Consider the following 7,747-nt stretch of genomic DNA (forward strand, 5'->3'; position numbering starts at 1 on the left):
CGGACGCCCTGCCCGCCGGGCTGCGGGCCCTGGGCGGCCTCGTCCGCGAGGCCCGCGGGACCGCCGCGGCGGCCGACGACCGCGCCGACCAGACCGACGTGCGGCGGACCCGGGACGCCGCCCGGGCGCAGGAGCGGATCCGCCGGGCCGAGGAGCGCGAGGGCCGCCAGGCCGCCAAGGCGGCCGCCGAGCAGGGCGAGCGCCAGCGCCTGGCCGGCGAGCTGGAGCGGGCGCACGCCCGGCTCTCGCAGGTCGGGGCCGAGCGCGACCGGCTGCGCGAGCTCGCCGACGCCGACCGCCACGCCGGGCCCGCCGACCGGGACGACGCGGCGGCCGCGGGGCTCCTCGCGCGCGTCGCGGACCTCGAGGCGCAGCTCGTCGACCGGGCCGTCTCCCTCGAGCACCTGACCGACGCGCTCGAGGCCGCCGACGCGGAGCGGGAGCACCTGCGGGGTGCGGCCCGGCGCCTGCGGCGGCTGGCGCTGGAGGCCGGGTCGACCGACGTCGACCTGGTCGACCCCGAGGACCACGGGCCCCTCGCCGTCGACGACCTCCCCCACGTCCGGACCGTCCTGGACGCCGTCGAGCTGGCCGCCGCGCACGCCGAGCACCTCGTCTACACCGATCGCGCGTTCTCCTCGGCCCGCACCGCCCCGTACGACGAGCCGCGCAAGCTGCTGCGCGACCTCGTCGCGCTGGACCGCGTGGCCGCGGCGTGGGCGGTCGAGGGCGGGATCGGCCGCCCGATCCGCGACGTCGCGCTGGCGCAGCAGCTCGACTGGGCCGACGACGTCTCGATCACCGCGCGGAACCAGAACGCGCGGGAGTACCGGTTCACCCACGCCGGCCGGCCGCTGTGGGCCGGGCCGCACGTGCGCGTCGCGACCGGCCGCGGCCTCCAGCGCACCTGCCGCGTCTACCTGACGCTGGTCAAGGGCACCGAGCCCGACCTCGCCGGCCTGCCGCGCGGGGTCTACGTCGGCCCGGTGGGGCGGCACCTCAGCGATTCCACGAGCGGCTGACCGGCCCGGGCGGCGCGACGCAGCGCGATGTTCCGGCGGGCCGCCTCGCGCCACGGGACCGGGACGGCGCCCTGGGCGATGGCGCGGTCGCGGCCCTCGCGGGTGAGGTCGTAGTGGTCGTGCCAGGGACGTCCGGGCTTGGACTGGAACCACGCGCGGCGCAGGCCCAGGCGCTCGGCGAAGGCGTGCAGCTCCTCGGTACTCTCCGCCTGCAGGTGGCCTCCCCCGCTCCAGCGGCCCCAGTCGCCCTCGACGAAGCCGTCGTCCACCCAGACCGTCACGGCCTCCGATCATGCCGGACGGCGGACCGACGGCCGTGTCCCATGCGCCGCGCCGCCGGCCGCCGGCGCCGTCTGCGGTGACCTGACGCCCGCCGGCCCCGAGGGCCGGCCGGCGGACGCCGGGGGTCAGCGGACGCGCAGCGCGACCTTCGGGCCGGACGCCGCGACGACGACGTAGCGGCCCGGCCGCACCGCGGACCGCGGGCGCAGGACGACGCTGCCGTGCGAGACGCGGGCGGCGGCGACCGTCCGACCGGCCCGGGTCAGGCGGACCCGCGTGCCGGCCCGGGCGGCGGAGCCCGTCACCCGACAGGTGATCCGGCGGCCGCGCGAGCTCACGCGGCAGGAGACCCTCGCCCGACCGGCGGGGCCACGGGCGCCGGTGGCGCCCCGGTCCCCCTTCGGGCCGGTCGCCCCGACCGGTCCGCGCGGACCCGCGGGGCCCGTGGCGCCCGTCGCCCCGGCATCGCCCTTGACACCCGGGGCCCCGGCGTCACCGGTGGCGCCCGTGTCGCCCTTCGGGCCGGTGGGCCCGACGTCGCCCTTCGGCCCGGTCGCCCCCGGGGTCCCCGGCACGGCGGCCGGGACCGGGACGACGACGTCGCTGTCCGCCGACGTCGCGCCCGCGGCCCCCGTCGCGGTGACCCGGCAGAGGACGGGACGTCCGACGTCCGCCGCGGTGAGCGCGTAGGTGGTGCCCGTGGCGCCCGTGACGGGCCGGCCGCCCCGGTACCACTGGCGCCGGGTCCCGTCGGCGTTGACGGTGGTGCCGTCGGCGCAGGTCAGGGTCGACCCGACCACGGCGTCGCCCGTCACCGTCGGCTCCGTCGTGAAGACGGGGCGCAGCGTGAAGCGCCAGAGGTCGGTGGTCTTGCCGCTGGCGGTCACCTTGAACGGCGAGCCGGCGGGGGCCCCGGTGCCGGGATCGGCGGCCTGCTCGAAGCCGAAGTCGTTGTCGTTCTGGACCGCCAGGTCCCCGTCGGGGAAGAGCCCGATGCCCTCGGGCTTGTCGTGGTCGTAGCCGGCGGCGGTCAGGTCCAGGCGCAGCGTCTTGCCCACCGGGACGACGCCGGACGCGTCGGTGCCCTCGAGCGTCGGGCTCTCGCCGTTCTGCGTCGCGTCGGCCGACAGGTCGGTCGCCCCGGCGAGGTCCAGCTCGTAGATCCGCTTGCGGCCCGCGCCCGGCGTGGAGGTCACGTTGTCGTGCTCGTCGACCAGGAGGTGCGTGGCGTCGAGCGCGACGATGTCGGAGTTCGAGATGTCGCCCTGCTTGGTGATCGTCCCGTCGGCGACGAACGCGTCGAGGCGGTAGACGAACTCGCCGGTGAGCTTCGGGGCCGCCGGGTCCGTCACGTCGAACCGGACCAGGCGCAGCGTGCGCTCGTCGCCCTTGCCGGGTGCCGGCGGCTCGAGCGAGGACTGCATCAGGCCGAACAGGGTGCGGCCGTCGCGGCTGAGCGTCGCGCCCTCCATGCCGCGGTTCTGCTTGCGGTAGGCGAACGCGCGGGGCAGCACGTCGGAGGTCGGCACGACCGCGTCGTCGGCGCCGGGGAACTTGACGGGGTCGGCGGAGTCGGCGGCGACGCGCACGCCCGCGGGGACGATCCGGCCCAGCAGCGTGCCGTCGGCGGCGACGTGGACGAGCGTCGGGCGGTACTCGTCGCCCAGCCAGAAGCTGCCGTCGCGGGGGTCGACGGCGATCGACTCGGTGTCCAGGCCGTAGGGGTCCGACGGCAGCGTGCTCGTGCCGTCGGCGGCGTACGGGACCTCGTCCCGGGCGTTCTTGCGGTCGTACGGCGCGGCGTCGGCGGGGAGGCCGGAGGCCTGGCCCTGGGCCTTCGTGACGATCTGCGGCAGTCCGGTGATCTGGTCCCGCGGGCCGGCGACGATCCCCTTCGCGGCGTCGGGGTGCGCGGCCAGCCACGCCTGCGCCGGGTTCGTCGCCCCGGCCTTCAGCTTCAGCGGGATGCGCCGCAGGACCGTGAGCGTGCCGTCGTCCTCGACCCGGACGCGGTAGATCGTGGGCGTGAACCCGGGCGTCAGGAACGTGCGACGGGACTCCGTGACGGCGGGCGGGCCGGCGCTGGTGGTGACCTTGGGCTGCCCGTTGGGGCCGCGGTCGGACACCGTCCAGTACTCGTCGTCGTCGATCGGTGCGAACGCCGAGAACCCGCCCTCGACCAGTGGCGGGGTGTACGCGTCGCCGCCGGGCAGCGCGAGCGCCGAGCGCCAGATCGCGGCGGGACCGACCGGCTGGAAGGTCGGAGCGGCGGCGTGGGCGGCCGTCGGTGCCAGGAGCGCGACGGGCAGCGCGGCGGCGAGGGCCAGGCGGACGGCGGCAGGACGGCGGGGACGGGTGCGGGGCATGCGGACCTCGGGTCGGGGAGGCGCGGACCGTCGGCCCTCGTGGGCCGCCCGGGACGCGACCGTCCGATCCTGGGGTCCGCCGACCCGGCTGCCGTGTCCGTCGTGTCGCCCATCCGTGACCTGCCGGTGAACGGTGGCGCGAGGCCGCTCAGCGGGCGCGCCGACGGTCGCCCACGGAGCGGGACGGACCTCGCGCGGGCCCGTCAGCGCGAGCGGACGCGGTGCGACCACACCGACGTCTGGAACCGGCCGGTCCTGCCGGTGACGTCGGCCGGCTCGTCCGTCATGCCCGCCGCGCGGCGCCACGCCGGACCGGTGACCTCGCCGGTGGCCTCGGTGGCGAGCGCCGGGAAGGGTGCGGCGTCGCGCAGGCCGAGAGTGCCCTCGGCGGGGTCGCCGGCGCGCCGGCGACGCGGGAACCGGCGGACGAGGGCCGTGGCGCCCGCGCCGTGGCGCCGGGTGGACTCGCGGCACCAGGCCACGCCGTCCAGGGCGAGCTGCGGCAGCGGACGGCGTGCGGCGGCGGCGTCGTCGCCCGCGTCCGCGTCGTCGCCCGGGGACGCGACGACGGCGCCGGCCGGGACGACGTCGGTCGACGGCTGGGGACGGGCGGCGGGCACGGCGACCGCGGGCACGGTCGGGACGCCGCCGGTCAGCGCGTCGCAGGCCAGGACGGCGTCGCGACCGCGCTGTGCGCCGGCGCGCAGGGCCTCGGGATCGGTCTCCAGCCGCCCGACCATCGGCCCCGACGGGGAGATCACGAGCGCGCGACCCGTGTCGGTCAGCTCGGCCAGGAGGGTGGCGTCGTCGAACGGCGAGGTGCCGTCGGTGACCATCGAGGCGGCCAGGCGGGGATCCCAGCGGGTCAGCAGGCGCTCCTCGAACGAGCGCTGCATCACGCCGGCGCGCGAGAACGCGGGCGTCGGCCGCGTGGACAGCACGACGAGGTGGGTCGCGCCCAGCGCCAGCGGCGTGCGGCACGGGATCGGCTCGTGCAGGAGCGGGTCGCACCAGGCGTGCTCGCCCTGGACGACGGGCGGGCCGCCGAAGACGGGCACGCGGCAGGAGGCGCGCAGGCGCTCGAAGAGCCCCTCGCGGTCCTGGGGGTCCGGCATCGCGACGACGTGCTGCCCGGCCAGGTCGTAGGCCAGGGCGTGGAACGTCGGCCGGCTCGCGTGGAGCGCCTCGAAGTCCAGGGGACGGACGTGGGTCATGACCTCGTCGATGAGGTCGTCGAGGTGCAGCAGCGGGCCGCCGCGGAGGTACCGGCGCCAGCAGACGAACCGGCGCTCGGGCAGGTCCTCGAAGTAGATCGGCAGACCCTGCTCGGCCTGCCCGGCGAGGAAGTAGGCGCCGTTGAGCGCGCCGGCGGAGGACCCGTAGACGTGGTCGAACAGTCGCGCGCCGCCCAGCTCCTGCAGCGCGGCGACCATGCCGGCCGACACGACGCCCCGCATGCCGCCGCCCTCGATGCAGAGCGCGACCTTGTACGGGTCGGGGTGTCCGGCGCGCCGGCGCGCGAGCACTCGCGAGATATGGTCCACGTTCACATCATCGACACCCGGATCGGTCTCGGGTATGTCCAGACGGACATGATCGTCCGAAGGTTGATCTGTGGAGAAGAGCGGGGACACCTGCGAGACACGTACCCGGGAGACGCCGTCCGCTCCCGTACGGGCGACTCCGAACACCTCCCACGGGGGGACGGGGAGGGTCGCACAGGCCCCCCGGTGGGTGCCCGGTCCCTCCCCCACGAGTACGATCGGCGACGATGCACGACCAGGTTCACGGATCACCGGACCAGGACGTCATCGACCGGGCCATGCGCGTCGCGCGGGAGTTCTGCGGCCTGGAGCTCGCCTACGTGTCCGAGTTCCGCGACGGGTCCCAGCACATCCGCCACCACATCGGCGACGTCTCCCGGTTCGCGGCGTCGCTCGACGGGCCGATCCCGCTGGAGGCGACGCACTGCCTGCGGATGGTCGACGGCCGCCTGCCCGGGGTGATCCCGGACCTCGCCGCCGACGAGCGCACCGCCGTCATGCCGATCACGAGCGACGCGGGGGTCGGGGCGTACGTCGGTGCGCCGATCCGGCTCCCGGACGGCCGGCTCTACGGGACCCTCTGCTGCATCGACCCGACGGCGCGACGCGAGCTGTCGGAGCGCCACCGCGAGCTCGTGCAGCTGCTCGCCGGCGTGATCGGCGACGAGATCGGCCGGGCCGCCGGCACCCGGGCGGTCGAGGAGGCGCAGAACGCCTTCCTGGCCGCGGTCTCGCACGACCTCCGGACGCCGCTGAAGGCCATCGAGTTCCTCGCCGAGGACCTCGCGGACGGCCACGCCCGACGGTCGCCCGAGGAGGTCGGCCGGGTCGTGGGCGACGAGGTGCGCACCGTGCTCGGGATGGTCGACGACGTGCTCCTCGTCTCCGGCCAGCGCTCCGGGTCCGCCGTGCTGCAGCGCGCTGCGACCGACCTGACCGAGGTCGTCCGGGACGCGGTGCGCTCCTCCGTGCTGGCCGCGGGCGCCGGCGGCGACCGCGTCCGGGTCGAGCTGCCGGACGGCCCGCTGGGCGCGGAGGTCGACGGACCGCGCGTGGCCCAGGCGGTGCGCAACCTCGTCGACAACGCCCTGAAGTACTCGCCGGTCGACAGCGTGGTCCTCGTCCGCCTGGGGCGCGACGGGACCACCGCGGTCGTCGACGTGGAGGACCGCGGCATCGGGGTGGCGCCCGAGGACGTCGACCGGCTCGTCGAGCGCTTCTACCGCGGTGCGGGCGCCGTCCAGATGGGCGTCGACGGGATCGGCCTGGGCCTGGCGACGGTGCAGTCGATCGCCGAGGCGCACGAGGGCGTCCTCAGCGTCTCGTCCGAGCCCGGCGAGGGTGCGGCGTTCCGGCTGCGCCTGCCCCTGGCACAGCCCGCCTGAGCGCTCATCGCGGCGGGCGGACGAGCACGACCTCGACGTCGTCCGAGCGCCGGGGGCCCGTGGGCCGCAGGCCGACGAGGACGACCCCGTCCGGGGTCGCGACGGGTCGGCTCTCGAGCAGGCCGTCGGCGAGCGGCCGGTCGGGGGTGCCCGGGCCGGGACCGAGCAGCCACTGCTGCCGGACGCGCGCCGGGACGGCGTCGGACCGGGGGGCCGTCGCCGTCCACGACGAGCGCTGCGCGCCCCGAGCGTCGCGGACGACGCCGTCGAGCTGCGGGCGGACCCGGCCCACCGGCAGCTCCCGCGCGCCGGGCAGCCGCTCGACGCGCGCGCCTCCCGGTCCCGGGACGAGCACCCGGTCGGCCTCGATGCGCGGGGTCCCGCCGCCCGCGGGCACCGACACCGTCGTCCGCACCGCACCGGAACCGACGCCCACCGCGGCGCGGCCGTCGGCGGTGGTCGCCGCGTCGGCCAGGGCGTAGGGCACCGGTCCCCGCACCGTCCGCCAGGGACCGCGGGGCCGGAGGTCCCGGTCCAGGGCGAGGACGCGCAGCGCGATGCGCGACCCGCCCCCGCCCGTCCCGCCGAGGCCCGCGTCGCCCGTCCCGTCGGGGATCCTCCCGACCGCGAACGCGACGTACCCGCGCCAGGTGGCCGTGAGGGCGAGCTCGCGGGCGGACGCCCGACCCGGCTCGACGGCGACGCCGGGCGACGTGGGACCGGGGCGCACTCCCGGCACCCGCCGCACCGCGCCGTCGGTCGCGACGCGGGCCAGGCGCAGCTCGTCGCCCGAGGTCCAGCCGACGAGGAAGCCGCCGCCCGGCGCCGCGGTCGCCGCGGAGCCCCCGGGCCGACCCTCGGTCTCCCCGGTGATCGTCGCGACCCGGAGCGTGCGGGCGGCCCCCGTCGGTGGGGCGACCGACGCGAGCAGGTCCCCGGAGGTCCGCCACACCGCCAGCAGCACCCGGCCGGACGTCGCGGTGCGCAGGCCCTCCGCGTCGCCGCACCCCGGGTCGCCGGCCGCCGCGCCCTGGCACGGGGACCGGAGGACCCGGACCGTGCCCGCGGGCACCGGCCGCTCCGGGTCGGACGGCGCGGCGACCGCGGAGGCGAGGGCGACGAGCCCGACGGCCGCCGCCGGCAGGGCG

General features: G+C 77.7%; 4 protein-coding genes and 2 pseudogenes. 2 read left to right on the forward strand and 4 right to left on the reverse strand.

Annotated features, from left to right (window positions below):
• A pseudogene (locus Q7T67_RS00315) lies at window positions 1-1,022 on the forward strand (hypothetical protein); the annotation flags it as partial.
• Here the strand turns inward: Q7T67_RS00315 and Q7T67_RS00320 are convergent.
• The 3 genes from Q7T67_RS00320 to Q7T67_RS00330 form a co-directional block, all read right to left on the reverse strand.
• The gene (locus tag Q7T67_RS00320; protein WP_304785327.1) at window positions 974-1,303 is read right to left on the reverse strand and encodes a DUF4031 domain-containing protein; all 330 of its coding nucleotides are present in this window, start codon (window positions 1,301-1,303) and stop codon (window positions 974-976) included. The pseudogene Q7T67_RS00315 and the gene Q7T67_RS00320 overlap by 49 nt on opposite strands.
• A 126-nt stretch (window positions 1,304-1,429) precedes the next feature.
• Entirely contained in the window at window positions 1,430-3,670 is a 2,241-nt protein-coding gene (locus Q7T67_RS00325) for an esterase-like activity of phytase family protein (RefSeq protein WP_304785328.1), read from the reverse strand.
• Between the two features lie 203 nt (window positions 3,671-3,873).
• Window positions 3,874-5,214, reverse strand: a complete 1,341-nt coding sequence (locus Q7T67_RS00330; protein ID WP_304785329.1) for a patatin family protein — start codon at window positions 5,212-5,214, stop codon at window positions 3,874-3,876.
• A gap of 227 nt (window positions 5,215-5,441) precedes the next feature.
• On the opposite strand from Q7T67_RS00330, the gene Q7T67_RS00335 reads away from it, so the two are divergent.
• Window positions 5,442-6,599 (forward strand): GAF domain-containing sensor histidine kinase, encoded by a 1,158-nt coding sequence (locus tag Q7T67_RS00335; protein WP_304785330.1) that lies wholly within the window; start codon window positions 5,442-5,444, stop codon window positions 6,597-6,599.
• Between the two features lie 4 nt (window positions 6,600-6,603).
• On the opposite strand, the pseudogene Q7T67_RS00340 reads toward Q7T67_RS00335, so the two are convergent.
• Window positions 6,604-7,747 (reverse strand): annotated as a pseudogene (locus Q7T67_RS00340) (hypothetical protein); the annotation flags it as partial.

It is taken from the genome of Patulibacter sp. (assembly GCF_030655195.1).
Classification (GTDB): Bacteria; Actinomycetota; Thermoleophilia; order Solirubrobacterales; family Solirubrobacteraceae; genus Patulibacter.